Origin of the sequence: Psychromonas sp. 14N.309.X.WAT.B.A12 (genome assembly GCF_030397575.1) — a bacterium.
Classification (GTDB): domain Bacteria; phylum Pseudomonadota; class Gammaproteobacteria; order Enterobacterales; family Psychromonadaceae; genus Psychromonas.
The window spans coordinates 106,760-133,339 of record NZ_JAPNXS010000004.1 but is presented as its reverse complement, the minus strand read 5'-3'; the positions used below and the strand labels follow the sequence as shown (position 1 = coordinate 133,339).

General features: G+C 38.4%; 22 protein-coding genes. 5 read left to right on the top strand and 17 right to left on the bottom strand.

Annotated features, from left to right (window positions below):
- Window positions 1-3: 3 nt before the first annotated feature.
- From OW492_RS07070 to OW492_RS07060, 3 genes are read right to left on the bottom strand one after another with little or no spacing between them, the layout of a single operon-like run.
- Window positions 4-1,263: an ABC transporter substrate-binding protein gene (locus OW492_RS07070; RefSeq protein WP_290039227.1), complete on the bottom strand. Its 1,260-nt coding sequence runs from the start codon at window positions 1,261-1,263 to the stop codon at window positions 4-6.
- Complete coding sequence (locus OW492_RS07065) at window positions 1,263-2,690, bottom strand: ATP-binding protein (protein ID WP_290039226.1); 1,428 nt, start codon at window positions 2,688-2,690, stop codon at window positions 1,263-1,265. Before OW492_RS07065 ends, OW492_RS07070 begins: the two co-directional genes overlap by 1 nt.
- A 16-nt stretch (window positions 2,691-2,706) precedes the next feature.
- Complete coding sequence (locus OW492_RS07060) at window positions 2,707-3,432, bottom strand: response regulator (protein WP_290039225.1); 726 nt, start codon at window positions 3,430-3,432, stop codon at window positions 2,707-2,709.
- 584 nt (window positions 3,433-4,016) lie between these two features.
- Between OW492_RS07060 and OW492_RS07055 the strand changes: the two genes are divergently transcribed.
- The 4 genes from OW492_RS07055 to nspC all read left to right on the top strand — a co-directional run bounded on the left by OW492_RS07055 (window position 4,017) and on the right by nspC (window position 9,453).
- Complete coding sequence (locus OW492_RS07055; RefSeq protein ID WP_290039224.1) at window positions 4,017-5,429, top strand: diaminobutyrate--2-oxoglutarate transaminase family protein; 1,413 nt, start codon at window positions 4,017-4,019, stop codon at window positions 5,427-5,429.
- A complete protein-coding gene (locus OW492_RS07050) occupies window positions 5,429-6,904 on the top strand; it encodes an aspartate aminotransferase family protein (RefSeq protein ID WP_290039223.1) in 1,476 nt (491 codons plus the stop codon). Before OW492_RS07055 ends, OW492_RS07050 begins: the two co-directional genes overlap by 1 nt.
- A gap of 115 nt (window positions 6,905-7,019) precedes the next feature.
- Entirely contained in the window at window positions 7,020-8,240 is a 1,221-nt protein-coding gene (locus OW492_RS07045; protein ID WP_290039222.1) for a carboxynorspermidine synthase, read from the top strand.
- A 73-nt stretch (window positions 8,241-8,313) separates the two neighbouring features.
- Window positions 8,314-9,453: a carboxynorspermidine decarboxylase gene (gene nspC / locus OW492_RS07040; protein WP_290039221.1), complete on the top strand. Its 1,140-nt coding sequence runs from the start codon at window positions 8,314-8,316 to the stop codon at window positions 9,451-9,453.
- A gap of 99 nt (window positions 9,454-9,552) precedes the next feature.
- Here nspC and nlpI read toward each other — a convergent pair whose 3' ends face one another.
- The 14 genes from nlpI to thrS form a co-directional block, all read right to left on the bottom strand.
- A complete protein-coding gene (nlpI, locus tag OW492_RS07035; RefSeq protein ID WP_290039220.1) occupies window positions 9,553-10,491 on the bottom strand; it encodes a lipoprotein NlpI in 939 nt (312 codons plus the stop codon).
- 172 nt (window positions 10,492-10,663) lie between these two features.
- A complete protein-coding gene (secF, locus tag OW492_RS07030; protein ID WP_290039219.1) occupies window positions 10,664-11,611 on the bottom strand; it encodes a protein translocase subunit SecF in 948 nt (315 codons plus the stop codon).
- A gap of 12 nt (window positions 11,612-11,623) precedes the next feature.
- Window positions 11,624-13,486, bottom strand: a complete 1,863-nt coding sequence (gene secD, locus OW492_RS07025; protein WP_290039218.1) for a protein translocase subunit SecD — start codon at window positions 13,484-13,486, stop codon at window positions 11,624-11,626.
- Between the two features lie 110 nt (window positions 13,487-13,596).
- Window positions 13,597-13,935 (bottom strand): preprotein translocase subunit YajC, encoded by a 339-nt coding sequence (yajC, locus tag OW492_RS07020; RefSeq protein WP_113817674.1) that lies wholly within the window; start codon window positions 13,933-13,935, stop codon window positions 13,597-13,599.
- A gap of 61 nt (window positions 13,936-13,996) precedes the next feature.
- Window positions 13,997-15,121: a tRNA guanosine(34) transglycosylase Tgt gene (gene tgt / locus OW492_RS07015; RefSeq protein ID WP_290039217.1), complete on the bottom strand. Its 1,125-nt coding sequence runs from the start codon at window positions 15,119-15,121 to the stop codon at window positions 13,997-13,999.
- Window positions 15,122-15,214: 93 nt separating this feature from the next.
- Window positions 15,215-16,264, bottom strand: a complete 1,050-nt coding sequence (queA, locus tag OW492_RS07010; protein ID WP_290039216.1) for a tRNA preQ1(34) S-adenosylmethionine ribosyltransferase-isomerase QueA — start codon at window positions 16,262-16,264, stop codon at window positions 15,215-15,217.
- Between the two features lie 128 nt (window positions 16,265-16,392).
- Window positions 16,393-17,097: a phosphate signaling complex protein PhoU gene (gene phoU / locus OW492_RS07005; protein ID WP_290039215.1), complete on the bottom strand. Its 705-nt coding sequence runs from the start codon at window positions 17,095-17,097 to the stop codon at window positions 16,393-16,395.
- A gap of 13 nt (window positions 17,098-17,110) precedes the next feature.
- A complete protein-coding gene (gene pstB / locus OW492_RS07000; RefSeq protein ID WP_290039214.1) occupies window positions 17,111-17,923 on the bottom strand; it encodes a phosphate ABC transporter ATP-binding protein PstB in 813 nt (270 codons plus the stop codon).
- 98 nt (window positions 17,924-18,021) lie between these two features.
- Complete coding sequence (gene pstA / locus OW492_RS06995; protein WP_290039377.1) at window positions 18,022-19,683, bottom strand: phosphate ABC transporter permease PstA; 1,662 nt, start codon at window positions 19,681-19,683, stop codon at window positions 18,022-18,024.
- Between the two features lie 13 nt (window positions 19,684-19,696).
- Window positions 19,697-21,922, bottom strand: a complete 2,226-nt coding sequence (locus OW492_RS06990; protein ID WP_290039213.1) for an ABC transporter permease subunit — start codon at window positions 21,920-21,922, stop codon at window positions 19,697-19,699.
- A 362-nt stretch (window positions 21,923-22,284) separates the two neighbouring features.
- Window positions 22,285-22,641 (bottom strand): 50S ribosomal protein L20, encoded by a 357-nt coding sequence (gene rplT, locus OW492_RS06985; protein ID WP_028862951.1) that lies wholly within the window; start codon window positions 22,639-22,641, stop codon window positions 22,285-22,287.
- Window positions 22,642-22,657: 16 nt separating this feature from the next.
- The gene (gene rpmI / locus OW492_RS06980; protein WP_025564055.1) at window positions 22,658-22,855 is read right to left on the bottom strand and encodes a 50S ribosomal protein L35; all 198 of its coding nucleotides are present in this window, start codon (window positions 22,853-22,855) and stop codon (window positions 22,658-22,660) included.
- Window positions 22,856-22,952: 97 nt separating this feature from the next.
- Entirely contained in the window at window positions 22,953-23,510 is a 558-nt protein-coding gene (gene infC, locus OW492_RS06975) for a translation initiation factor IF-3 (RefSeq protein ID WP_290039212.1), read from the bottom strand.
- A gap of 10 nt (window positions 23,511-23,520) precedes the next feature.
- Window positions 23,521-25,428, bottom strand: coding sequence for a threonine--tRNA ligase (thrS, locus tag OW492_RS06970; protein ID WP_290039211.1), 1,908 nt, complete (start codon window positions 25,426-25,428; stop codon window positions 23,521-23,523).
- A 241-nt stretch (window positions 25,429-25,669) separates the two neighbouring features.
- Here thrS and OW492_RS06965 point away from each other — a divergent pair, with 241 nt between their 5' ends.
- Window positions 25,670-26,557 carry a glycosyltransferase family 2 protein gene (locus tag OW492_RS06965; RefSeq protein WP_290039210.1) on the top strand — a complete coding sequence of 296 codons (888 nt, stop codon included), beginning with the start codon at window positions 25,670-25,672 and terminating at the stop codon, window positions 26,555-26,557.
- Window positions 26,558-26,580 lie beyond the last annotated feature (23 nt).

The following is a 26,580-nucleotide window of genomic DNA, read 5'->3' as shown; positions in this document are numbered from 1 at the left end:
TATTTATTTAGAAGTTAAGGCTTTCACCATTACATCTAATTGTTGCACAGCTTCTTCTGCACTCAGTGATTCACTATTGAAGTAATCACTGATCAACTGAATGATTTGTCCCTGTTGATGACTACTGGTTGCCATATTTTGAGTGAATGATGGTACTTTTGTCTTATGGTCAAAATCATAGGCTGATTGTTTTGAGCAGCTATCAAAACGGCTTAAATCAACATTTTGACGTGCAGGAATAGATCCCTTTGCCACACTAAAATCTATTTGAAACTCCGGTGATATTAGTGTGTCAACAAAGATTTTTTGGTTAGCCTGCTCGATATCCGTATTAACCTTTTTGAACAAAACAAAACTATCAATATTATAACTAAAGACCCCATCCGTACCCGGTGCTGGCACACAGCGATAATCTTTTAGCGCTTCTTTGCCCGCGGCTGTCCAACTGCCTTTAACCCAATCCCCCATAAAGAACATAGCCGCTTGATCATTGATAAAGGATTGAGAAGCCCAAAACCAATCTTGCCCCTGTTGAGCAATGGACGTATAACGATGTAATCGTTTGAATAGCTTGAATGCATCAACCATAGCAACTGAGTTAATCACGTTATTATCAAAGTGAACAAAGGCTTTGATGTAGTTTTCTGGGCCTAATACAGAAATTGCCACAGACTCAAATAATAAAGCATCCTGCCAAGGTGTACCTCCCATCGATAAGGGTTTTACCCCTTTAGCTTGGATAAAATCAGCCACGGCAAAAAATTGTTTCCAAGTAGTGGGTGCTGCTAACCCAAAACGCTTAAAAATCTTTGTATTTAACCATAACCAATTCACACGATGAATGTTAATGGGCACGCCCATATATTCATGGTCTACCGAGACATGATCAATAACGACTTCAGGCAAAAAGTTAGTCCAAGCTCGTGTGTCCACCAGTTTATCAATGGACACTAACATGCTTAATTTATTCCACTCTGTAATATCTGGGCCTTTAATTTGTGCGGCTTCAGGTGGCGTGCCTGATAAAGCGCGCATTTGTAACACATGAATCGCACCATCACCTCCACCGCCAACAATCGCAAAATCTTCAAACTCAATATCGTTCACTTTAAGATGATCAACTAACACCTGTTTTGATTGCAACTCTCCAGGCTCAGTCCACCAGTGTAAGACTTCAAAAGGTGCAGCACTTACTGTAGTACTTAAAACAAAAGTACTAATACAAGCAAATGAAGAAACAGAAATTAAGTTTTTTTTGTTCATTAGCATGCTCTCGGTAAAATAACACATACAGCTAAGCCACCCTGTGGATGATTAAACAAATGAATTTCCCCTCCGTGTGCTTGGATAATATTACGAGCAATACCTAAGCCTAAACCATGCCCTTGTTTATCATTGTGTAAACGAACATAAGGGGTAAAGATTGAACTTAAATCTGATTCAGCAATACCAGGGCCCTGATCTCTCACTGTAATGACTAATGAATGAGCAGAGTCTTTAACAAACACATCCACTTTTCCGCCATATTTCACGCCATTATCGATGACATTAGATAACGCTCTTTTTAGTGCATGAGGTTTTCCTCGAAACGTATCCTTGGTATTAATATGCAATCGAATCAAATCTTTTTGTGTACCGACGATCTGTTTTAATAGCTTATCAATATTAATATTGTCGATGTTTTCATGAATATTGGTATCTTTCACTGTTTGTAATGCCGCTTTAACCAGCATTTCTAGGTCTTCTAAGTCAACATTAAAAGCATCCGTTTGTTTTTCATCTTCTAATAATTCTGCGCGTAAACGTAAACGGGTGATTGGTGTTTTTAAATCATGGGAGATTGAACGAAATACCTCTTCCCTATCTTTGATATAACTTTGTAGCTTTTGCTGCATATGATTAAAGGCACGTGTAGCCGCAACAATTTCCGTCGCCCCTTGTTCTACTAAAGGTGGCTTAGTGAAATCAATACTAAACTCCCCAACCGCCGACGCTAAATTCTTTAATGGCTGTGTTTGCCAATAAAAGATCAGATAGATAAAAGTTAATAGAATAAAAGTAGTAACCGTAATTGACACAAACTGCTGTGTTGAGATTGGAGAAGGATCATCTAATAGATACGGAGGCGGTAATACAGCTGCTAGATATAACCATTCGTTTTCACCTAACTCCATTTGCAACACCAAAATTGGCGGGCTTACCGACGGAATCATTAAACTATAGGCTCCCCAAGATGGCGGTAAATCTTTGAGTAGAATATTATTATTAATAACATGTAGGTCATCTGGGCTAGAAAACTCTAAATACAAGGTTCTATGTTCTCCCAACTTCTTCTGCACAATGCTCTTCATATCCCTTAGCACTTGCTGTTTTAAATCACTGTCGTTAATAGGATTAATATCGATCATCTTTTTATTTAAAGACACAAAGAAACGAGAACCACCTAGGTCGCGAAGTTGCTCTAAAACCAAGTGGCGATAACTATTGGGTAATTTTTGAAAAAAGGAAATAGTACTCACTGCGCTATTGGCTAAGTTTTGGGCATTAGCTATCACCGCATTTTTCTCAGTATCAGCAATTTGCGTTACCCAAAATAGACTGGTCAAGCTTTGTGCCAAAACCACTGAAACAATGGTCAGTAACAGCATTCGCGAGATCAAGGATCCAAATAGTTTTCTAATATAGGCCATGTTTTACCAAGTATGATTATTCTATGAGTGGTTGTATTTCTGCAATGAAAACATAACCAGCGCCGCGTACTGTCTTAATAATTTGCGGGTGCTTAGCATCGTCACCTAAATTTTGGCGCAAACGACTTAAATGGACATCAATAGCGCGTTCATTAGAGAAAGCATCTCGACCATGTAAGGTTTGGCAAATTTTATCTCTGGAAATAGCTTGATTTGGGTTTTCTAAAAATAACATTAACAATTGAAAATCCGCGCCAGTTAGCGGCAAACTCTCGCCATTCTCATGTAATAAGGTTTGTTGTAATGCATCCAGTTTCCATTGTGCAAACTTTATAAAGCGAGGCTTCACTGAATCAATCGCCGCTTTATGGAATGCACTTCTACGTAATAAAGCTTTGATACGTGCCAGTAATTCACGTGGGCTAAATGGTTTAGCCATATAATCATCTGCACCAATTTCTAACCCTAACACTCGGTCCACTTCATCGGAGTTAGCAGTCAACATAATAATAGGTACATTGGAGGTTTGACGAACACGTTGACATAAAACAAAGCCATCATCACCGGGCATCATAATATCTAATACAATCAAGTCAGGTTGATGTACAGCTAACTGTTTTTCCATCTCAATACCGTCTTCAGCCGAGATAACTGAAAACCCAACTTTACTTAAATACTCCGATAATAACTCCCGGATTGTTTTATCGTCATCGACCACTAAAATTTGTTTACTGTTTGACACATGAACTCGCTTATTACAGAAAAATTTGATAATAAAAATATGACCAAAAGGAGAACCATTTTAAACTAAACAAGCAATTGCAAACAATAAACCGCAGAGTTTTGTTGTAGAGTATTGATTCACCCCTCAAAAACACAACAAAATCACTAAAAAAGCACACAAATAAAAAGTCTATTATTCAAGCAATATATAAGTTAACCTATTTAATATCAACAACATAAAAACATGGATAATTTTAATTTAAATAAACCTGTTTTTTAAGCTTGCACTGGCTAAAAACGATGATAAAATGCGCGCGTTTTCAAATTCAACTCAAATTATTTTAACGATTAACTATTAAATGGAGGCCTATACAATGCAAACACTTAACATTGACTCATCTAGATCTCTGAATCGTTATTTTAACCCCCAAAAACAATACTCATTACAACATCGAGAACGTACAGTCGAACCTTGAGCAATTAGCCTTAAGCACTGTAAATCCGTACCGAATATTTGTAATTAATTTATTGCTATACCCTATTTACTCAATTTATTTTCATAAATTGATGTATTTTAATTTTTCCAATTTAGTGGAGCGTAAAATGCCAAACGTCCTAAATTTAGCACCAGAATGTCACTCTTTAAACGATTCAGAAGTACCTGTTGTCACTTCACCATATGACTTAACACCCGATGAAGTGTTATTAAGTCAAGAACACTATGAATCTGAAGTGCGTTCATACCCACGTCGTTTACCAATTGCGATAAAAAGTAGTCGTGGTGCGATCGTAGAGGATACTAAAGGTCAAGTGTATTTAGACTGTTTAGCATGTGCAGGTGCATTACCATTAGGTTACAACCACAGCGAAATTAACCAAGTATTGATTAATCAAATCAACATGGGTGTACCTTACCAAACATTAGATTTAACCACGCCAAGTAAAGATGCATTCATTAAAGCTGTTATGCAGTTTTTACCGGCTAATTTCGCTAAAACAGCACGTATTCAATTTTGTGGCCCATCTGGTGCCGATGCTGTTGAAGCTTCAATTAAATTAGCGAAGTTATACACTAAGCGTAATACGATGATGTCGTTCCAAGGTGCCTACCACGGAATGACTAACGGCTCATTAGCGTTAACCGGTAACTTAGGTTCTAAGAGTCGCCGTACAGGCTTAATGTCTGACGTACACTTTATGCCATTCCCTTACAATTTCCGTTGTAAATTTGGCTTAGGCGGTGAAGAAGGTGCAAAACAAAGCATTCGTTACATTGAATCAGTCTTATGCGATGACGAGTCAGGTATCACTAAACCTGCAGCAATTATTGTTGAACCAATCCAAGGTGAAGGCGGCGTAATACCTGCTCCTAAAAAATGGTTACAAGAACTGCGTCGTATTACTACAGAACATGGCATTTTACTGATTTTTGATGAAGTTCAATGTGGTATTGGCCGTAGTGGTGATCATTTCGCTTTTGAAGAGTCTGGTATTGAACCTGATATTCTTATTCTATCTAAAGCAATTGGTGGTGGTATGCCAATGTCGATTATTCTTTATCATGAGAAATTCGATTGCTGGAATGCTGGTGAGCACACAGGTACATTCCGTGGTAACCAATTAGCAATGGCAAGTGGCGCTAAAACATTAGAAATTATCCAACGCGATAATTTAGCAGATAATGCCGCGAAACGAGGTGAACAACTTCGTGAAGGTTTACGCCGTGTTCAAGTAAACTTCCCACACATTGGTGAAGTACGTGGTCGTGGTTTAATGAATGGTATTGAAATTATTAAACCAGGCGAAATGAATGCTCTAGGACAAGCAGAAGCGGATCCTAAATTAGCAATTGCTATCCAACGTGCAGCCTTAGAGTTAGGTTTGATTATCGAGAAAGGTGGACGTCAAGGCGCCGTATTACGTTTCCTACCACCATTAGTGATAAGTGAAATACAGATTAACTTTGTAATTGAAACGATTGAAAAAGCAATCAAAATTGCAGTGGAAGCACAATAATGACAGCAACCAGTAACTGGTCAGAATATTTTGCTCAGCTTGGTGAAAACCAAGCTTTTGAGCAAGCAACTGCACAGACTAAAGCAGCTATTGATGGCTTATTTCAACATGCAACTAAGCCGTACTCTGGTCTTGAGCCTAGATTATTAAAACAGCAACTTGATGCCGTAGATTTTTCAAAACCATCGCCGTTAGCTGAGGTGATCAACACCACTAACGAGTTGATCGCTAAAAATTCATTATTGGTACAACACCCGCATACCATTGCGCACTTACATACGCCGCCTTTAATCGCGTCGATTGTAGCTGAGCACTTTATTGCCGCGTTAAATCAATCAATGGACTCATGGGATCAAGCTCCTGCGGCCACTTTTGTTGAACAACAAATGGTAGATTGGTTATGTGAAACTTACCAACTTGGTCAGCGTGCCGATGGAGTTTTCACTAGCGGTGGCACACAAAGTAACTTAATGGGCTTATTATTAGCGCGAGATTGGTTTTCGTACCAACAGTCACAGCATGATGTTCAACAAGATGGTTTGCCTGATTACGCACAAAAAATGCGAATTATATGCTCTGATAAAAGTCATTTCACAGTGCAAAAATCAGCCTCGTTAATGGGCTTAGGTGAACGCAGTGTAGTATTAGTTAAAACTAATGTGCAAGGGCAAATTGATGTTGATGAATTACAATTAACCATTGATGCATTAAAAGCTCAAGATTTACTACCATTTGCTGTAGTAGCTATGGCGGGAACCACTGATCATGGTGCAATCGATGACTTAGAGGCTGTGGTTGATATCGCACGTAATGCAGGTTGTTGGTCACATGTAGATGGTGCTTATGGAGCGGCGTTACAATTAAGCGAAAAACATAAAGATCGCCTTAAAGGTATTGAACTTGCAGATTCTGTGAGTGTTGATTTCCATAAACTGTTTTATCAAACAATCAGTTGTGGTGCTTTATTGATTAAAGATAAAGCTAACTTCAATACCCTTTTACATCACGCTGATTACTTAAATCGCGAAGGTGACGAATTGCCTAACTTGGTGGATAAAAGTATTGCAACCACTAAACGTTTTGATGCATTAAAAATGTTTATGACATTAAAAGCAGTCGGCGTGAAACAGTTTGGTGAATTTTACGATCACCTACTCTCTTTAACACAAGATGTGGCAAATAAGATCAATCAAAATCCGCATTTTGAATTATGCTGTACGCCATTACTGTCAACGGTATTGTTTCGCTTATCAGGTAAAATCCAAGGAGAGCTTAATGATGTCGAGTTTAATAAATTACATCAAACTTTACGTTTACAACTATTAACTAGCGGTGAAGCGGTTATTGCTGAAACCAAAGTTGATGGTCAATTAGTGCTTAAATTTACGTTATTAAACCCATGTTTAACCAGCGCAGATTTTGATTCATTAATCACTAAGATTGAAACCACTGCTTTGCGGTTAATCAATCAGTAAAAAATTAAAAGTCGTTTTAATACAACAACAGACTATAACTGAGATTACTAACACTACCTTTTAATGGTAGTGGTTAGCTAAGCAATACACGAAAGAATTAAATATAGGGATCAACATGTCTGTACTACAAATAGGCGCCGGTGGCGTAGGATGGGTGATAGCGCATAAATGTGCACAAAATAACGATGTTTTTGGCGATATAACTATCGCCTCTCGTACTTTATCTAAGTGTGAGAAAATCATTACTTCTATTCAAGGTCGTAATAATCTAAAAGACAGCAGTAAATCAATCAATGCCATTAAAGTCGATGCTGATGATATTTCGGCACTGGTCGCATTAATCAATCAAGTACAACCTGATTTAGTGATTAATGCTGGACCACCATGGGTTAACGTAGCGATCATGGAAGCCTGCGTACAGACTAAAACGGCTTACCTAGACACTTCAGTAGCGACTGATTTATGTAGCCCGGGCCAACAAGTTCCTGAAGCTTACGATCCCCAATGGGCTTTTGCTGAGCGATTTAAAGAAGCAGGCATCACAGGTATTTTAGGTGCAGGTTTTGATCCTGGTGTTGTTAGTGTATTTGCTACCTATGCACACAAACATCTCTTTGATGAAATTGACAGTATAGATGTGATGGATGTCAACGCAGGCGACCATGGACAAAAGTTCGCAACAAACTTTGATCCAGAAACAAACATGCTAGAAATTCAAGGCGACTCTTTTTATTACGAAGACAAGCAATGGCATCAAGTACCTTGCCATAGCCGTATGATGGAGTTTGATTTTCCAGTCGTAGGCAAGCAAAAAGTCTATTCAATGGCACATGATGAAGTACGTTCAATGGCTGAATATATCCCAGCTAAACGTATTGAATTTTGGATGGGGTTCTCAGATAGCTACCTAAACTACTTCAATGTTATGCGTACTATCGGCCTATTAAGTACAGAGCCAGTAACCACATGTGATGGCATTACTGTTGAGCCACTAAAAGTATTAAAAGCGATCTTGCCAGATCCAACATCATTAGCACCGGGTTACACAGGTAAAACCTGTATTGGTACTTGGTTACGTGGTAAAAAAGATGGCGTCGCAAAAAGCGTATTTATCTACAACATTTGTGACCATAAAGCATCATACAATGAAGTCGAGCACCAAGCGATTTCTTATACAACAGGTGTACCAGCGATCACTGCAGCATTACTTTACTTCCAAGGAAAATGGAGTGACAAAGGTTTGTTTAATGTTGAACAGTTAAACCCTGATCATTTCTTAGACTTAATGCCAAAAATTGGCTTAACTTGGGAAGTGATGGAGCTAGTAGCTGAATAATCAGTAACTCCTTTCTATTTACTATGGCGAAGAGATCACTTCGCCATCATTTTATCTGAGTAAATACAATACTATGACAGTACTTGATAAATCATCAAAAGACAGTTTAAACACACCTTATTTCATGATTAACGAGCAAGCGTTAATCAATAACCTTGAAAAAGCCAAACAGTTAAAAAATATCTCAGGTGCTAAATTAGTCCTAGCTTTAAAGTGCTTTTCAACTTGGGGCACCTTTGACACTATCAAACCTTATTTAGACGGCACAACCAGCTCAGGCCCTTATGAAGTAAGATTAGGGCATGAAAAGTTTGGAGGGGAAACACACGCCTATAGTGTGGGTTATTCCGATGCCGATATCGAAGCAGTTAAACCACTGTCAGATAAAATTATCTTTAACTCATTATCACAGTTAACTCACCATTACCCAAAATGTAAAGATGATGCCTCGCTAGGCCTACGTATCAATCCAGAAATGAGTGTGGCAGGCCAAGATTTAGCGAACCCAGCACGCCCATACTCTCGTTTAGGTGTTAAACAATCATTATTAGACTTATCTGTTACCGATAAAGTAGATGGCTTTATGTTTCACATGAACTGTGAAAATAAAGATGTTGATGCTTTTATTGCTGTATTGGATCATATCTCCTCTACTTTTGCGGCTTACTTAGATAAATTATCTTGGTTGAGTTTAGGTGGAGGTATCTTTTTTACCTATCCAGGCTACCCTATTGAAAAGCTTGGCTTAGCGTTAAAAGCATTTGCTGAAAAACATAGCCTACAAGTCTACCTTGAACCGGGAGAAGCAATCATTACACGTACTGCAGATCTGGTCGTCAGCGTCATCGATATAGTTGAGAATGAGAAGAAAACCGCGATCGTAGATAGCGCAACAGAAGCACATCGTTTAGATACATTAATTTATAATGAACCCGCTTCGGTAAAAGAAGCGTCAAAAGATGGCCAGTTCCCCTATGTGATCGGATCTTGCTCTTGTTTAGCAGGCGATCAATTTTGTGAAACTCAATTTCCACAACCCTTACAGATAGGTCAAAAATTACACCTATTAGACAGCGCCGGTTATACCATGGTTAAACTTAATTGGTTTAATGGCTTGAAGATGCCGAGCATTTACTTTGAAAAGGTAAATGGGCAGATTGAAGTATTGAATGAATTTGGTTATGAAGACTTTAAAGGGACTTTAGGTCGGTAGAAACCCGACTGATATTTAATTGAATATCAGCCATAAAACTAAAAATACCCGTAAATTGAATGACTTTACGGGTATTTTTTTGCTCTTTATATTTATGCTTTATTCAGCAGCTTGCTGTGCTTTCTGCACTTGAGCTTGTAATTTTTTCTGAATATTGCCTAAATCAATCAGTGAATATTTATATTCAATAAAGTCTTTTACATTGGTTGCCGCACTTAGTTTTAAATAATAAATGCCTTTATCTAAAGCATTGTTATTCATATGCCAGTGCGCTAAATAATAATAAGCTTCACATAAACGTTGTGCCAATTCTTCATTGGTTTGGATGCCATTAGCAATATTATCGAAGAAATCTTCCTCTGATAAATCACCATTAATCACTTCCACAATCGCCCAAGCAAAACGTTTATCTTCCGGCTCTCTTTGTACTGTATTTAGTTGCTGTTCTGCAGACGGCAAATCAACTTGAGAATTAATAATATAACGCCAAAGAACACGATATGGGTCCGTTTTATCAAGATCATAGAAATGTTCTATATCTTGCTGTGCTCCATCTAAACGCCCAACTAATGACAAACCAATTGCCCGGTGAAGGTAACTGTATTGCATGGTATCTGACAGTTCAATGGCAGAGTCAAAAGCATCAAAGGCTTCATCGTAAGCTTCGCCCATTAATAGATAGACACCTAATGAGTTATAAGACTCAGCAAGAGTAGGATCTAAATTAATGGATTGAGTAAAGTCGTAGCGACTATGAGCACTGAGTCCCATACGGTCATAGATTAAACCACGTTCGTACAGAAGCACCGCACGCTGTTTATCATCAATATTTTCTTTATCTGAAATAAGTTGAGTAAGTCGCAACAATTTCACTTCATCTTGATAAGTGACTTGTACTGGAGTTGCAATTGGAAAGACGGAATTTCCTTGTCCCGTGGCGGCTAGTGTGTAACTGTCATTTTCATTATTAAAGCTTGAACAAGCAGTGAGTGTAACAACTGAGAAAACTAGAAATAATGCTTTTAAAGATATTTGCATGATTTAACCCTTCTAAACAAGAGTTTCAAGAGTGTACTATATCTAAGATAATGTAAAGTTTTAGCCCTGCAATTGAACAATTAATCAATCAATTACGTTTGAAAATAGTGTTGCTATGACAAAAAAGCACTGCGATGCAGTGCTTTTTTAATATTAAAGATAATCTTAACAATTACATAATTGCGTCTTGATCAGCACCTTCTTTTTCCACCACTTCTGGAATCATATGCTCACGAGAAATCCCTAATTTGATTGCTAATGCACTTGCTACATAGATTGATGAATAAGTACCAACAAAAATACCAATCAATAAAGCAGTTGCGAACCCATGGATAAGTTCACCACCGACCACAAACAATGAAACTAACGTTAAGATAGTCGTGCCAGACGTAATAATAGTACGGCTCAATGTTTGCGTTAAAGATTTATCAACAATATCAGAAGGCGTATCTGTTGCTAATAAACGGAAGTTCTCTCGAATACGGTCAAATACAACAATCGTATCATTTAACGAATAACCAACTACCGCCAGTAATGCTGCTAATACCGTCAAATCAAATTCAATTTGGAATAACGAGAAAACACCTAATGTAATAATGATATCGTGTGCAAGTGCTAATACAGAGCCCATTGCTAAGCGCCACTCAAAACGCATACTTACGTATAACATGATACATACCAGTGCGATAATGATAGCAATACCACCATTCTCAGCTAGCTCATCACCTACATTTGGACCAACAAACTCGATACGACGCATATCTACGTTACCAAAATCTGCATTAGTTAATGCATCTAATATTTGGTTACCGATCACTTGCCCTTTTACACCTTCGCGAGGAGCTAAACGCACCATCACTTCGTGGCTACTACCAAAGTGTTGCACAACTGCATCAGGGAAATCAGCATCCGCTAAAGTTGTACGTACATTTTCAAGGTTTGCAGGCTGTTCAAAACCTACCTCAATTAATGTACCACCGGTAAAGTCCAATCCCCAATTTAACCAATTAATACTTAAGGTTACGATAGAGGCTAATACCAAAAATAAAGATAGCCAGGTTGCAGGATTTGCAAATTTCATGAAGCCAATTGTTTGCTTCGTTTTAATTATTTCAAACATAGTGCCCCCTGCTTAGATAGAAAGTTTTTTAATGTCATTACGTCCACCCCACACGGCATTAACTATTGCACGTGTACCGAAGATAGATGTAAACATTGAAGTTAAGATACCAATTGCTAGTGTTACCGCAAAACCTTTCACTGGTCCTGTACCTACTGCGAATAAGATAACCGCTGTAATAAAGGTAGTGATGTTTGCATCTGCAATAGTTGATAATGCATTTGAGTAACCTTCGTTTATTGAGCGCTGAACAGATTTACCTGCTTTTAGCTCTTCACGAATACGCTCAAAAATAAGCACGTTAGCATCAACCGCCATACCAATCGTTAGTACAATACCTGCGATACCTGGTAGTGTTAATGTTGCCCCTGGAATAAGCGACATGAAGCCAACAATCATGACGAGGTTTAAGATCAAAGCTGCATTTGCGACTACGCCAAATTTACGGTAGTAAATAAGCATGAACAGCACAACGGCTAATAAACCATAAATCATCGCTTTAACACCATTATCGATGTTTTGCTGACCTAGGCTTGGACCGATAGTACGCTCCTCAACGATTTGAATTGGTGCTGTTAAAGCCCCTGCTCGAAGTAACAATGCTAAGTTATGTGCTTCAGCAGTGTTATCTAAACCAGTAATACGGAAACTACGGCCTAATTGAGCTTGAATAGTTGCTACATTTGCAACTTCAATACGTTTTTCAGTTTCAGCTTTACCGTTTGCTTTCTTCTTACCTGTTGGTAAATACTCAATAAATAACGTTGCCATTGGCTTGCCAATATTATCTTTAGTAAAGCGAGACATTTTACTGCCGCCTTGAGAATCTAAAGAAATATTAACCTGTGCACGGCCATATTCATCTGCACCAGACTGTGCATCAACAATGTGATTACCCGTTAAGATAATTTTCTTCTTAACAACAACAGGTAAACCATCACGCTCTTTATATAGCGCAGAAGATGCAGGAATTCGTCCAGCTAATGCATCAGACACATCAGTATCAGAATCAACCGCATGGAATTCTAACGTTGCTGTCGCACCTAAAATCTCTTTAGCACGAGCAGTATCTTGAATACCAGGTAGTTCAACTACAATACGATCTTCACCTTGGCGTTGTACTAATGGTTCAGCTACACCTAATTCATTAACACGGTTACGTAAAATACTTAAGTTTTGCTCCAATGCATCATTTTTTGCAGACTTGAGTTTTTCATCTGTCATGCTAACGGTGAGGTAGAAAGTCCCGCCCGTCTCTTTTTCTGCAAAGCTGTAACCTGGGTTCAGTGGCTTCAAGTAATCAACCGCATCATCTAAGATATCTTGAGAAGTAAAACGAACAATCACGCCCGTTTGTGTTGATGCTTTTTCAATGCCACGATAACGGATTTTTTGTTCACGCAATTCAGAGCGTAAATCTTGAACTAGCTGATCTTGCTCTTTACTAATCGCTTCGTCCATATCCACTTCCATTAAGAAGTGAACACCACCACGTAAATCTAAGCCTAACTTTAATGGCCCGCCACCAATGGCTTCTAACCATGCAGGAGTTGCTGCGGCTAAGTTAAGCGCTGTCACAAAGCCATCACCAATATTCGCACTGATTGCTTCGCTAGCTAATAATTGATCTTCACTTGAAGTCAATCTAACAAGAATTTGTCCATCTTCTAAAACGGTAGATTTTGGTGAGATATTATTTTGTTTAAGGATATCTTGTACTTTGTCTAAAGTAGATAGTTCAACTTTAGCACCACGAGTGGCCGAAACTTGTACAGCAGGATCTTCACCATAAAGATTTGGAGCAGCATAAACTAGGGTAAATAAAACGATAAACCCGAGTAGTAAATACTTCCAAAGAGGGTATTTGTTTAACACGATAATGTCCTTTAATTGACGCTAAAGGTAAAAGACTAACATCACAGCATAGAGAAATAATTTATTACGATGTTAGTCGTCAAAAAGGCAGGATAACCTGCCTTTTTAATTTAGATTGATTTCAGCGTACCTTTTGGTAATACAGCTGTAATAAAATCTCTTTTGATTACGATAGTGTTATTTTCATTTAACTCTATTTGAACGTATTCACTTTCAGCACTGATTTTAGCAACACGGCCGATTAAACCACCCGTTGTTAATATTTCATCATTTTTGCTGATGCTTTCCATCAGGTTTTTATGCTCTTTAGTACGACGCGCTTGTGGGCGGTAGATCATAAAGTAGAAAATAGCTGCAAAAACAACCAACATAAAAATCATTTGCATGCCGCCGCCATCTGCTGGTGCGCCTTCAGCTGCTGCATGTGCTTGAGAGATAAATAAACTCATGTTATATCCTTTATTGTATAAAAATTAAACTATCTAATGGTTTGGTAATAATGTTGTGTTATCAATTATTTAGAACTGGTTTTTCTTTTCCAATTCGCTTGTAAAATATATCAACAAACTCGTCTAATGTACCTTCTGAAATGGCATCACGCAAACCTTTCATCAAACGTTGGTAATAACGTAAGTTATGGATCGTGTTTAAGCGAGCACCGAGGATCTCCCCGCACTTGTCAAGATGGTATAAATAAGCACGAGAATAGTTTTTACAAGTGTAACAATCACACTCTGCATCTAATGGACTTTTATCTTCACGATGCTTAGCATTACGAATTTTAACCACACCGTCAGTAGTAAATAGATGGCCATTTCGTGCATTACGTGTTGGCATTACACAGTCAAACATATCAACACCACGACGCACACCTTCAACAAGATCTTCAGGTTTACCTACGCCCATTAGGTAACGAGGTTTATCTTCAGGGATCTTAGGTGCAATATATTCTAAAATGCGGTGCATATCTTCTTTTGGCTCACCTACAGCTAACCCACCAATGGCATAACCGTCAAAACCAATTTTCGTTAGGCCATCCAAAGACACATCACGTAAATGCTCGTAACAACCGCCTTGAATAATACCGAACAGTGCATTCGGGTTTTTTTGTTCATCAAAACGTTTACGGCTTCGTTCTGCCCAACGTAATGATAATTTCATTGATACATCAGCTTCTTGCTCAGTGGCAGGGTAAGCAGTACATTCATCAAAAATCATCACAATATCAGAACCAAGGTCATATTGAATATCCATTGACACTTCTGGAGATAGGAAGACTTGGTCACCATTTACAGGGCTTCTAAAGTAAACCCCCTCTTCTTTGATTTTGCGCATTTTACCTAAGCTGAATACTTGGAAACCACCTGAATCCGTCAAGATCGGGCCTTTCCAGTTCATAAAGTCATGGAGATCGCCGTGTTGACGGATCACTTCTTGCCCTGGACGTAACCAAAGATGGAAAGTGTTGCCTAATAAAATTTCAGCACCTGTTGCATCCACTTCTTCAGGTGTCATCCCTTTTACCGTACCGTAAGTTCCAACAGGCATAAATGCTGGCGTTTCAACAGTGCCACGGTCAAAGGTTAAACGACCACGACGTGCGCGGCCATCAGTTGTAATTAATTCGTATTTCATGGTTTTCCTTATCAGAGAAACAGTCTGATTTTTATTGAACAAGCGCTAATTTATGGCTCATCGATACAATGAGTCAGCATTTAGCGTTTTATTTTATGATGCCGTTTTTTTAGTTAAGAACATGGCGTCGCCATAACTAAAGAAACGATATTTTTCTTGTATTGCTGTTTGGTATGCATGGTCAATATTCTCTTTACCAGAAAAAGCACTAACCAACATCAGCAAAGTTGATTCCGATAAATGGAAATTAGTCACCATTGCATCAACCAGTTGAAACTCATACCCTGGATAGATAAAAATACTAGTTTCAGAAAAGAACGGCGCTAATGGTAGCCCTTTTGCTAAGGTAACACTTGCCGCACTTTCAATGGATCTGACAGAGGTAGTGCCTACAGCAATAACTCGTCCACCAGCGGCTTTTGTTGCAATAATTTTATCCACTACTTGCTGCGATACTTCGGCATACTCACTGTGCATTTGATGATCGAGTATATTATCTACTTTTACTGGCTGAAATGTGCCCGCACCAACATGCAACGTAACAAAAGCAGAGTCAGCACCTTTAGCAGCTATTTTATCGAGAATAGCTTGGTCAAAATGTAAACCCGCCGTTGGGGCAGCTACCGCACCTGGATTTTTGTTATAGACAGTCTGATAACGCTCTTTATCTGCATCTTCATCGGGTCTATCAATATAAGGAGGTAACGGCATATGCCCGATACGCTCTAGTATTTGTAACACAGTTTCATCACTGTCTACTTTGATTTCGAACAAAGGACCTTGACGTTGCACCATCTCTGCTTTGACATCGTTTTCAAGTAATAATTTACAACCTGGTTTTGGGGATTTTGAACTGCGTACATGTGCTAGAAAAGTTGTTTCATCGAGCACGCGCTCTACGAGTACTTCTATTTTTCCACCTGTTTCTTTAGTACCAAATAAACGCGCTGGAATAACACGTGTGTCATTGAAGATCAGCAGGTCTTTTTCGTCCACTAAGTCGATAATATCAGTGAAATTTAAATGTTGTAATTGGCCGCTATTAGCCTCTAATGAAAGTAGACGGCTATTAGTACGTTCAGGCATTGGATAACGCGCAATCAATTCTTCAGGGAGGTGAAAAGAAAAATCAGCAACTTTCATGTAACGGTTCCAGTAAATAAAAGGCGCAGTATACCTGATGCTACATAGGCTGCAAAGGTTTGTCGTTAAAATGAAAAAAGCGTAGATAATCAAATTATCTACGCTTTTGAAGTGTTCAAACCAGCGCTTTATTCAATCAGTGAATTGATCTCTTCTTCTGTTGCATGGCGTACATCGATACCTTTGACTAAGTAAACAACTTGTTCACAGATATTTTGACATCTGTCACCGATACGCTCAATAGCACGCGCTGACGCTAATACGTTAAGTACAAACGGCACAGAACGTGGATCTTCCATCATAAAAGTCATTAATTCACGTAAGATACTTTCATACTGACGATTTACTTTTTTATCTTCATTATGCACTGCAATCGCGGTATTAAGATCTAAACGCGTAAATGAGTCCAGTGAATTATGCAGCATTTTTATAACAATCTGCCCCATGTTTTCTAGACCAATCAGTGACGGTACTTTTTTACCATGGTTTTCAATCGCCATTTTTGCGATAGCGGCAACACTGTCTCCAACACGCTCTAACTCTGTGACGGTTTTCATGATCGTTAAGATTAAACGTAAATCAGATGCAGCAGGTTGACGTTTAGCAATGATACGAGAACATTCTTGGTCAACACGTGTTTCAAATTGATTAACTTCGTTATCTTTTACAATTACTTCACGTGCTAGCTCTAAATCGTTATCAGCCATTGCTGTTAATGCATCAATTAATTGCTGCTCAATTAGACCACCCATTTGCATAACTTGGTTACGCACACTTTCAAGCTCAGTATTAAACTGACCTGAAATGTGACGGTTTAAATTTAAGTTTTCCATTTTAGCTCCTTATTTAACCGTAACGTCCGGTAATGTAATCTTCTGTTTGTTTTTGTTTTGGTGAAGTAAATAGTGTATTTGTATCAGAATATTCAATTAGCTTACCCATATACATGAATGCTGTTTGGTCTGACACACGTGCTGCCTGCTGCATGTTATGCGTTACAATCACAACCGTGAATTTTTTCTTTAGTTCAGTAATCAGCTCTTCAACAGTTAACGTTGAGATTGGATCTAGTGCTGATGTTGGTTCATCAAGTAATAAGACTTCTGGTCCGATAGCAATCGCACGTGCAATAACAAGACGTTGTTGCTGACCGCCTGATAAACCAAATGCATTATCATGCAAACGATCTTTAACTTCATTCCATAATGCTGCACCACGTAAAGACGTTTCACATGCTTCGTCTAATGTACGACGGTCATTAATCCCCTGAAGGCGTAAACCGTATACGACATTCTCATAAATAGACTTTGGAAATGGGTTCGGACGCTGGAATACCATACCGATACGGCGGCGTAGTGATGCTACATCAACTGACTTATCGTAAATATTAATGCCTTGTAGTTCGATATTGCCATCCACACGACAGATTTCCACTAGGTCATTCATACGGTTAATACAACGTAGTAACGTGGATTTACCACAACCTGATGGGCCGATAAACGCAGTTACTTTACCTTTCGGTATTTTCATTGATACGTTGTGAAGAGCTTGTTTATCACCGTAAAACAGGTCTAAGTTTTTAATTTCTAACGCTGTATTCTCAGGCGTTAGCGTATTTAAATCATTTGTTTTCGCGTTTAAGTTTGATAAATCAATCATTGTCATTCCTACTCTTTATTCACGCACACTAATGTGCGTGATTTTGTAATGTCTAATACGTTAATAGTTAGTGTTAACTGTTTAATCACTTTTACCTATTAATGTTCTAATGCTCTGTATTTTTCACGTAAATTATTACGAATTGCGATAGCTGCTAAGTTTAGGCCGATAATCACTGTCACTAGTAAGAATGACGTTGCATAAACTAATGGACGTGCCGCTTCTACATTCGGGCTTTGGAAACCAACATCATAGATATGGAAACCAAGGTGCATGAATTTTCTTTCTAAGTGCAAGTATGGGAAGTTGCCATCAACGGGTAATGTCGGTGCAATTTTTACCACCCCTACCAGCATCAATGGTGCAACTTCACCGGCAGCACGTGCTACCGCTAAAATAAGACCTGTCATAATCGCAGGACTAGCCATTGGAATAACAATTCTCCATAGGGTTTCTGATTTTGTAGCACCTAGTGCTAATGAACCTTCACGTAATGTACTTGGAATGCGGCTTAAACCCTCTTCTGTTGATACAATCACAACAGGTAAAGTAAGTATAGCCAATGTTAACGCTGCCCATAACACACCCGGTGAACCAAAAGTCGGTGATGGTAACGCTTCTGGGTAAAGTAGCTGATCGATACTGCCACCCAAGATATAAACAAAGAAGCCTAAACCAAATACACCGTATACAATTGAAGGTACACCCGATAAATTAATTACCGCGATACGAATGAATTTAGTGATACTGTTTTTACCTGCATACTCATGTAAGTAGATAGCGGCAACTACACCAAATGGTGTCACAATGACCGCCATTAGCATCACCATGAATACCGTACCAAAGATAGCAGGAAAAACACCACCTTCTGTATTCGCTTCACGTGGGTCATCATGTACAAATTTGTAAACCTGGTGTAACCAATGGCCTATCTTTTGTAAGAAGCTCATATCGTTTGGTTGATAAAAATCTAATATATAAGATAACGGCATGCTCACCGAGCGCCCTGTCATGTCTTTTACAACGACAGTATCGCGTTTAGCTTGGTCACGGTAACCAAATAACTCATTCTCTAGGCCTAAGTATTCAGCACGTAATGCATCACTTTGTGCTTTAAACTCAGCAATTTTAGCCTCGGTTAATTCACCATCTAATTCAACTTTACGTTGCTCTAAACGAATATTCGCTAGGTCATTATTGATTCGGCCAATATCACCGGTTAATAAATCGTGCTCTTTATCACGAAACTCAAGTGCTCGGTCTAATCGAACATGTAGCTCATCAATTAACTGATCTTTAGTAAGTGGTAAGGTTTGTTCACCCTCTTTCAACGCCTCTAGATATCCGTAGAAATTACCATTTTTAGTACGTTCAAAGACCACAATATCATGTGCTACTTTTTTATCTTTAATATAAGTTTCTAGAATCCATTGGAAATCTAAATCAACATATTCACGATTACCAATTTTAAGTAAGAAGCGATCTAATGAATCAGCTTCATCTTCTAACCCAGTCACACCACCATCAATCAGTTGTTGCTTCAATACATGTTCAGTATCGTAAATTTCACCGATTAATACCGACTTTTCTGCCTGCTGATTTTCAATTGAAAACTCATACACAGTGGCAGGCCAGAAGAAACTTAACCCTCTCCAACCTATTAATAAAATTAACCCAATTACTGCGATTAAACTCAAACTTACAGCACCACCCGTCATCCAAATCCACGGTGTGCCTGATTTAAACCATTTACCCATAATAACTAACTCCTATTTATAGGCTTGAATATTTTTCACGCAGACGCTGACGAACAAACTCAGCGACCGTGTTGAAGAAGAAGGTGAAGATAAACAGCACAAATGCAGCGAGGAACAATACGCGGTAATGTGAACTACCTACTTCTGACTCTGGCATTTCTACGGCAATGTTAGCCGATAACGTACGCATACCTTCGAATATATTCCAATCCATAATAGGTGTGTTACCTGTTGCCATTAATACAATCATTGTTTCACCCACAGCACGTCCCATACCCATCATAACGGCAGAGAAAATACCTGGACTAGCAGTTAAAATAACCACTTTAGCCAATGTCTGCCAGCGCGTCGCACCTAATGCCAGTGAACCCATGGTTAAACTTTTAGGCACACTGAAAATGGCATCTTCAGCAATTGAGAATATAGTTGGAATAACCGCAAAGCCCATCGCAATACCTACGATTAATGAGTTACGTTGGTCAAAGTTGATGCCTAGGTCATTGGTTAAGAAGACACGTGTATCTCCGTTAAATAACCATAACTCCAAGGTTTCACTAAAGGCCATTGAGAAGTAACCAGTCGCCACTAAGATAGGAAGTAGTACCAGTGGTAAGACACCTTCACTTACTTTATCGCTCATTGATTTAGGTAAATTCGTCCAAATTATCGCAGCCACTAAAATACTGGCTGGTAAAGTAATTAATAGAAGAATAATACCCGGTAACTGATTTTCAACGATTGGTGCTAACCATAGCCCTGCTAAGAAACCTAGGATAACCGTTGGTAATGCTTCCATGATTTCAACGGTTGGTTTGATGTAAGAACGAATCCCCGGAGACATGAAGTATGCCGTGTAAATCGCCGCTGATATAGCAATAGGTACCGCAAATAACATGGCATAAAAAGCAGCTTTGATAGTACCGAATGAAATAGGCACTAAACTCATTTTTGCTTCAAAATCATCACTTGCAGAGGTTGACTGCCAGATATATTGTGGCTCTGGATAACCCTCATACCAAACTTCCTGCCATAGTGCTGACCATGTAATTTCAGGATGTTCATTATCAACAGAGTACAGTTTGATAACGTCTTTATCTGATACTAAAATTGCATTAGCACGTGGAGAGATAGCAATATTCAACGCACCCGCTTTAGAGATAGACTCAGTTAATAATTCAGTCTCACCTGTTGTATGGAAAATCGACAACTCACCTGCTTCAGTGGTTGTTAAGAATCCTTTACGGTAAAACTCAGGAACAATATGAGTCACTTTAGCTGGCGCTTTAAAATCACGAATAAAAGTAAATTCACGTTTATTTTCACCTAACACTTCGAACCACTGGCTAATCACACCATTTTCATTCGCTACTAATAATGAGCTTGCACCAGTAAGTAACTGAACATTATTAACGTTACTGCCTTTAGCATTCACTTTAAACGCCGACTCAATATGGATATCATCGGTATCACTAATGTCGTAGACCATTAGGTCATTAGCGCTACGTACAAATAATTTACGTAGATTAGGCGTTAACAATAACTGGTCAACCTTGTTTGGAAAACCGGGTAATGTAAATAACTCTTGAGACCATTCAACGTCACCCGTCATGAAGTTTTCTTCACCTGAGATGAGCATGTAGACACCTTCACCATCAGTATTTACCGCAGCAATACCCGCGTTCTCTTCGTTCATTTCAAAGGCTAAATGATGTAAAGGTTGTTGATTTTCTGAAACAACAAAAACATCTTCTCCCAATGGAAAATCCAATTCAGGTGTAATTAAACGTTTATCATTTGGGTAGGTAGTTCCGAAACTAGGTTTAACTATTTTCACTTCACCTTTCATATTAGTTAACGCAAAAATGCCTTTTGCAGGCATTGTTTTAGTTATCTCGTTAGTATCTTCAAAGGCTTGATATTGGAGTAAAGTCTGACCTAAATCATCATCTCTCAAGGAATAAAACCGCAATAAACCTTGCTCATCCATTTGGTAAGCAACTTCGTTTTGTTCATCTATACCCTGAGCATAAATAGGTGTCGCGTCTTTACGTTGAAAGGATTGGGTTTCTTCAATACTTACCGGCGCAAAAATAGGTAAAACCACGTATAAAAGGTACCCGAAAATTAGCAACAACGTGACCAGCACTAACGAGCCGCCTGTTGTTACCCCATATTTGACTAATTTATCCTTAACCACTCGCTTTTTATTCGCTTGTAGCGTGGTCGCTAAATCACGTTCCATTTACTATCTCCAACATAATTGATGGCGAAGATTATATTTCTCTTTTGTGACAGTTATATTACAGCTGTCATATTCCTGCTATTTAAAAGAGACAAACGAATAAGATAGGTTAAATTATATATAGGAGTGTTAAATTAAGAGGTTTGTTATTGTAATTATATTAAATCAGTGCGCTAGATTTTGCTCAGAAAAAATGGCTTACTTTAAAACATTTCGAAGATTGATTTTCTTCATCGCCTGTTGAACAATCGACGAAAAGATATTAGTTGCTGGGGTTGGTATTAATGAAGTGTAAAGGCAAATTTTAGACAAAAAAAAGGAGACATAAATGCCTCCCCTTCAATACAGTTAATCAATAATGATTAAGCTAGCGCTTTTTTAGCAACTTCTACTAAATGTGCAAATGTTGCTTTATCAAATACAGCAATATCAGCTAAGATCTTACGATCGATTTCAACAGAAGCCTTTTTAAGACCATTGATGAAACGGCTGTAAGATAATCCGCTTAAACGAGATGCAGCGTTAATACGTGCAATCCATAGTTGACGGAACTGACGTTTACGTTGACGACGGTCACGGTAAGCGTATTGACCAGCTTTAGTTACTGCTTGAACTGCTACGCGATAAACACGTGAGCGAGCTCCGTAATAACCTTTAGCTTGTTTTAAGACTTTTTTATGGCGTGCACGAGCTTGTACACCGCGTTTTACTCTTGGCATTTTATATATTCCTTACTTAAGCGAATGGTAACATTCTGTTAATACTAGGTACGTCTACTTTTGCTACCATGCTTTGAGCACGTAGGTGGCGTTTACGTTTAGTAGATTTCTTAGTAAGGATATGACGTAAGTGAGATTGCTTACGTTTAAAACCACCAGAAGCAGTCTTTTTAAAGCGCTTTGCAGCACCTTTGTTAGATTTCATTTTAGGCATTGCGAACTCCGCATTGTTAAAATATTTAAATTAAACCAGTAAGGCGAGTAAATAATGCGAATACTTTCATATTCGCACTTCAATACTTCTTTATGCCTTAGCTAGCACGTTTAGGGCCAAGTACCATCACCATTTGACGACCTTCCAACTTAGGGAAAGATTCGACAGTAGAGATTTCTACTAAATCGTTTTTAACGCGATTTAATAATTCCATCCCAAGTGATTGATGCGCCATTTCACGACCACGAAAACGTAGCGTTACTTTGGCTTTGTTACCCTCTTCAAGAAAGCGAACCAGGCTGCGTAGTTTTACCTGATAGTCGCCATCATCAGTCCCAGGACGGAATTTTATTTCCTTCAACTGAACCTGTTTCTGATTCTTCCGTTGTTCTTTAACGGATTTACTCTTTTCAAAGAGAAATTTGCCATAGTTCATGATGCGACAAACTGGCGGCTCAGCGTTTGGACTGATTTCAACTAAATCCAGATCTGCTTCAAATGCCATATCTTTAGCTTCTTCTAAAGAAACAATACCAACAGGTTTGCCTTCTGCGTCAGAAAGACGTACTTCAGTACCAGTTATTTCATCGTTTAAACGATGTTTGTTGCCCGTTTGCGGGGCTTTTTTTGCACCTTTTATAACAAATTCCTCCAAGTAATTAATGTTATGAGCGGGAGATGATTTCTTGTTTCACATGGTCGATGAAATTATCAACCTGCATTTTACCAAGGTCATCACCCTTACGTGTTCTTACTGCTACTTCGTTCGCTTCAACCTCTTGGTCGCCGATTACGAGTAAGTATGGAACACGCTTTAATGTATGCTCGCGGATTTTAAAGCCTATCTTCTCATTTCTCAAGTCCGAAATGGCTCTAATACCCATTTTTTTCATTTTATTGACTACTTCTGTAACAAAATCAGACTGTTTATCAGTAATATTCATTACAACCACCTGTTGAGGTGATAACCAAGTTGGATAAATACCCGCATACTCTTCTGTTAAAATACCGATGAAACGTTCTAAAGAACCTAAAATCGCTCGGTGAATCATAACAGGTGTATGACGTTCGTTATCTTCGCCCACATAAGTGGCGTCTAAACGACCTGGCATTGAGAAGTCTAACTGTATTGTACCACATTGCCACGCACGACCTAAACAATCATATAAAGTAAATTCGATTTTTGGACCATAGAAAGCACCCTCTCCTGGTAAATACTCGAATTTAACACCATTTTCATCTAGTGCATGTGCTAATGCTGCTTCAGATTTATCCCATGTTGCATCATCACCAACACGTTTTTCTGGGCGAGTAGATAACTTAACCACAATATCTTCAAATCCGAATGTTTTATAACATTCAAATACCATATTGATACAAGCAGATACTTCTTCAAGAATTTGTTCTTCTGTACAGAAGATATGTGCATCATCCTGTGTAAAACCACGAACACGCATTAATCCGTGTAAAGAACCCGACGGCTCGTTACGATGACATGAACCAAATTCAGATAAACGCAATGGTAAGTCACGGTATGACTTTAGACCTTGATTAAAGATTTGAACATGGCCAGGACAGTTCATAGGCTTGATTGCGTAATCACGGTTTTCACTACAAGTACAGAACATACCGTCTTTGTATTTATCCCAGTGACCAGACTTTTCCCATAATGAACGGTCTAAAATTTGTGGTGCTTTTACTTCTTGGTAACCAAAGGCAACGGTTTGTTCACGAATATAGCTTTCTAGCTCACGGAAAATAGTCCAACCGTTTGGATGCCAGAACACCATACCCGGTGCTTCTTCTTGCATATGGTAAAGGTCTAACTGCTTACCAATTTTGCGGTGATCACGTTTTGCAGCTTCTTCAAGACGTTTTAAGTAAGCATTTAGCTGTTTTTTATCCGCCCAAGCCGTTCCGTAAATACGCTGTAGCATTTTGTTGTCTGCATCGGCACGCCAGTATGCGCCTGACACTTTCATCAATTTAAACCATTGACTAAATTTCATCATTGGAACGTGTGGTCCACGACACATATCGATATATTCTTCGTGGTGGTATAAACCAGGACGATCATCTTTATCAATACCTTCAAGAATCTCTAATTTGTATGGTTCATTACGTTCTTTAAATACAGCGATAGCTTCATCAACGCTTACTTTCTTTTTCACAACGTTATAATTAGTTTTCACTAACTGTTGCATGCGTTTTTCAATTTTTGCTAACTCTTCATCATTAATGGTTACGTCTAGATCAACATCGTAGTAGAAACCGTTATCAATGGTAGGACCGATTGCCATTTTTGCTTCAGGGTACAATTGTTTAATTGCATGCCCCAATAAATGAGCACATGAATGACGTAATATTTCTAAACCTTCATCATCTTTACTGGTGATGATCGCCACTTCAGCATCGGTTTCAATAGGATCACAAGCGTCAACAAGTTGACCATTAACGCGACCAGCGATACAAGCTTTTGCTAAGCCTGGGCCGATATCTGCAGCGATTTCCATTATAGAAGTAGTGTTGTCGAATTGACGTTGATTTCCATCGGGAAGAGTAATAATTGGCATGCTAATTTCCTCACAGTGATGCTTCCAACCAAAAAGCATATGTATTTTAGTAATTTAAAACGAGCAGGCATTCTAGACAAATAATAAGCATATTAAAAGCCTGAATTAGCCTTATCGCAAAAGTTTAACCGCAGAAATAGTAAATAAATTAAGTCTTCGCTCTTATCTTATATTTTTGGTAGTATTGAGACTGATACATACTAATAATGTTTAATGTCCGAATAGTTTTTTATGGAAGGTCATGCACATGATAAATGTTTCTGTTTCTGCCGTTATTCCTGCGTACAACCGCCCAGACTATTTAGAAAGCGCGATTAAAAGCGTATTGAGCCAAACCTACCCTATTACAGAAATTATCATTGTTGATGATTGTTCAACCACTGATCTACTACCTGTTATTTCAGCTTTTGAAGACAAGCGAATTCATTATCATAAATCGACTAAAAACATGGGTAATGGTTATTCTAGGAACCAAGGTACTAAATTAGCCAAAGGTGAATGGATAGCTTATTTAGATGACGACGATATTTGGTTTAACAATAAAATAGAATTACAAATAAAAGCGATTGAAAAATATAAGTGTATCGCATGTTTATCTTCACTAGAGCATTTAGAGACAGGAAAAATACATCAACCGAATGTCGGTGAATTTGTAGAAGATAAACAGCTCCGACTAGGTAATCTATATTGTGGCACGTCAGGGCTGATTGTTTCTAAAGCAGCAATACTTCCTTTGCTCTTTGATGAAACGCTAAAGTGTGGAGTAGATTGGGATATCTATATACGACTTAATCAGGTCGGTAAAATTCACTATTTACATCAACCTTTATTTTATTATCGACAAGGTAACCACAGTGGAATAATAAGTAGCTTAACTAAACTTAATATTGAAAACTATGAGTCTAGACTAACAGCGATTAAGAAACATCGTCATTGGTTGGGTGAGCATAAATATAAAAAAAGACTCGCAAAGCAAATTTTATATTACGCATTTTCAAAACCTAAGCCTCAAGATTGGATTTATTACTCTATTAGAGAAGCGGGTCTATCTGCTACTTTAAATGTCATAGTCAAAAAGTGTTATGAAAAAATAAAAACAAAATTGGGCTTTACAAGTAAGCTTGTTTGATAAATCAGAGGTTGATATTTAAC

Coding starts and splice junctions, on each gene's coding strand:
- OW492_RS07070 (WP_290039227.1), bottom strand. CDS start 1,263: ATGAACAAAAAAAACTTAATTTCTGTTTCTTCATTTGCTTGTATTAGT.
- OW492_RS07065 (WP_290039226.1), bottom strand. CDS start 2,690: ATGGCCTATATTAGAAAACTATTTGGATCCTTGATCTCGCGAATGCTG.
- OW492_RS07055 (WP_290039224.1), top strand. CDS start 4,017: ATGCCAAACGTCCTAAATTTAGCACCAGAATGTCACTCTTTAAACGAT.
- OW492_RS07050 (WP_290039223.1), top strand. CDS start 5,429: ATGACAGCAACCAGTAACTGGTCAGAATATTTTGCTCAGCTTGGTGAA.
- OW492_RS07045 (WP_290039222.1), top strand. CDS start 7,020: ATGTCTGTACTACAAATAGGCGCCGGTGGCGTAGGATGGGTGATAGCG.
- nspC (WP_290039221.1), top strand. CDS start 8,314: ATGACAGTACTTGATAAATCATCAAAAGACAGTTTAAACACACCTTAT.
- nlpI (WP_290039220.1), bottom strand. CDS start 10,491: ATGCAAATATCTTTAAAAGCATTATTTCTAGTTTTCTCAGTTGTTACA.
- secF (WP_290039219.1), bottom strand. CDS start 11,611: ATGTTTGAAATAATTAAAACGAAGCAAACAATTGGCTTCATGAAATTT.
- yajC (WP_113817674.1), bottom strand. CDS start 13,935: ATGAGTTTATTTATCTCTCAAGCACATGCAGCAGCTGAAGGCGCACCA.
- tgt (WP_290039217.1), bottom strand. CDS start 15,121: ATGAAATACGAATTAATTACAACTGATGGCCGCGCACGTCGTGGTCGT.
- queA (WP_290039216.1), bottom strand. CDS start 16,264: ATGAAAGTTGCTGATTTTTCTTTTCACCTCCCTGAAGAATTGATTGCG.
- phoU (WP_290039215.1), bottom strand. CDS start 17,097: ATGGAAAACTTAAATTTAAACCGTCACATTTCAGGTCAGTTTAATACT.
- pstB (WP_290039214.1), bottom strand. CDS start 17,923: ATGATTGATTTATCAAACTTAAACGCGAAAACAAATGATTTAAATACG.
- OW492_RS06990 (WP_290039213.1), bottom strand. CDS start 21,922: ATGGAACGTGATTTAGCGACCACGCTACAAGCGAATAAAAAGCGAGTG.
- rplT (WP_028862951.1), bottom strand. CDS start 22,641: ATGCCAAGAGTAAAACGCGGTGTACAAGCTCGTGCACGCCATAAAAAA.
- rpmI (WP_025564055.1), bottom strand. CDS start 22,855: ATGCCTAAAATGAAATCTAACAAAGGTGCTGCAAAGCGCTTTAAAAAG.
- thrS (WP_290039211.1), bottom strand. CDS start 25,428: ATGCCAATTATTACTCTTCCCGATGGAAATCAACGTCAATTCGACAAC.
- OW492_RS06965 (WP_290039210.1), top strand. CDS start 25,670: ATGCACATGATAAATGTTTCTGTTTCTGCCGTTATTCCTGCGTACAAC.